Source organism: Pseudoxanthomonas sp. LjRoot204_2 (assembly GCF_056175765.1).
The window spans coordinates 1-2,000 of sequence record NZ_JBGFFG010000539.1 but is presented as its reverse complement, the minus strand read 5'-3'; the positions used below and the strand labels follow the sequence as shown (position 1 = coordinate 2,000).

General features: G+C 71.4%; 1 protein-coding gene and 2 pseudogenes. 1 reads left to right on the top strand and 2 read right to left on the bottom strand.

Features of this window, described 5'->3' with window-relative positions; genetic code table 11:
• Positions 1–569 (bottom strand): annotated as a pseudogene (locus AC04L7_RS17625) (hypothetical protein); the annotation flags it as partial.
• 2 nt (positions 570–571) lie between these two features.
• Complete coding sequence (locus tag AC04L7_RS17620) at positions 572–1,126, bottom strand: RNA polymerase sigma factor (RefSeq protein WP_435997890.1); 555 nt, start codon at positions 1,124–1,126, stop codon at positions 572–574.
• A gap of 263 nt (positions 1,127–1,389) precedes the next feature.
• Between AC04L7_RS17620 and AC04L7_RS17615 the strand changes: the two are divergent.
• Positions 1,390–2,000, top strand: a pseudogene (locus tag AC04L7_RS17615) (hypothetical protein); the annotation flags it as partial.

Below are 2,000 nucleotides of genomic sequence, written 5' to 3'. Positions count from 1 at the left end.
GGCGCGGCTGGCGCGGGTGGGCTGGGAGGCATGGGGGTGGGAAGCAGCGCACGCGGGGTACGCTTGGGCGCGGCCTCCTGGCGCGCGGCCGCTTCCGCATTCTGGCGTGCGGGCCCGCTGGCCGGGCGTCCGGCAGGCGGGGTGAGTACCTTCGCCGGCGGCGGGGGCAGGAGTCCTTCGGCGACCCGGGCAGGTTCCGCCGCTGCGGCATCGGCAGCCGGGTTAGCTCCCGCGTCCGCTGCCGCAACCTCCTGATCCGCGGATGCGCCGCCGCTCGGATAGTCGGGGGTGGAAGGCATCTCGCTGGCGACCGGAACCYCGTGCGTGGGACGGAGCTGCCACGCGATGCCGGCGGCAAGCAGGACCGACGCCGCCACGCCAATGCCCAGCGGCCAGCGCCGGCGTGCCGTCGGTACGCGGTCGCCGCGGGTGCGTGCAGGCTGCACGGCGGCGCGCGCGGCCCCCAGGATGCGTGCGTCCAGGTCGGCCGAGGGGCCACCTTGCGGTCCCACGCGCGACAGCGATTGCGCGAGGGCGCGCTCTTCCGGGGTCAGGGGCTCGGGGGGCATGCTCATTCGTTCAACCTCGTGCGCAGCCGGTCCATCGCATACCGCAGGCGCGACTTCACGGTTTCCCGGCCTACGCCGGTGATCTCGCCGATCTCCTCCAGGGTCAGTTCCTGTTCCAGGCGCAGCAGCAGCACTTCGCGCTGCTCCGGCGGCAATTCATCCATGGCCAGCTGCAACCGCCGCCGTTGCTCGAATTCGGACAGCTGGCGCTCCGGCGTATCGGGATCGGGTAAGCGCGCCGTCCGTTCGTCCGCATCGTGGGGCGCGGCAGGGCGGTGCTTCGATGCCCGCCAATGGTCGTTCAGGCGATTGTGCGCGATCCGGTACAGCCAGGTCCCGAACGGAGCGTCCGGTTTCCAGCCCTCGCGCGCGCTGATCACGCGCTGCCAGGTGTCCTGGAAGAACTCGTCGGCCAGCGCGGCATCGCGAAGATGCCGCAGCAGGAAACGATACAGCGGGCCACGGTGCCGCGCGTACAGCTGTTCGAACGCCGACGCTTCGCCAGCGGCGTAGGCCAGCATCAGGGTCTCGTCGGCGGGTTCTGCGAGGTCGTTCACTGCCGCCAGCGTAAGCGGTCCACGTACGCGCGTGAAGTCGGCGCGACGCGCGACGGTCGCCGCGTTCATCCCTGCGTGCCCGGATGGTGCCGGGCGCGGGGTGGCCATGGCAGCGGGGGCAGGGACGGCGCGCATGCGGAAAACGAACGGCCCATCGCGCTGCACGGGGTTGTGTTGCCCGTTTCCGTTCAGGGGGCGGCAGGCGGTATGCTCGGCACGGGGGACTTCCAGACACTACGCACCGACTCGATCGGGACCAAGGCATGCTCACGCCATCGATCAGCGCCGACAACACGGCAAGCGCGGACGCTTCGCCGGCGGAACGCATCGCGCTGATCCTGCGTGGGCTGTTGCCGGCCGGCGCCGAGCTGGCGGTCTGCTGGCGCGACTGGGCGCTGGGGAACGGCAACGGCGCGACGCCTGGCGCCTCGGCTGCGTTGAAGCGGCGGGCGGAACACGCGCTGGTGGACGCCACGGGCGACGGCGACGACGCGGACCTGCGCGTGCACGCCTGGGACAACGCCGACGGCAATGCGCGCGTCGCCCTGGCCTTCTCGTTGCCGCAGCCGCTGGCGGCGGCCGACGAGGCGTCCTGGGTGCTGCTGGCGCGCACGCTGCTGGTGACCTCGCTGGACGCGTTGCGCGCACAGGCCCGCGTGGTGTCGCTCGAGAAATCCAAGCGCCTGCAGCAGGCGCTGTACGAGATCGCCGACCTGGCCGGTGCCGACCTGGAGATGCCGGAGATGCTCCGGCGCATCCATGCGGTGGTGAACTCGCTGATGTATGCGGAGAACTGCTACATCGTGCTCTACGACGACCAGCGCCGCACGGTGCGGTTCCTGTATTTCGCCGACCAGCGCGACCCGTACATCGC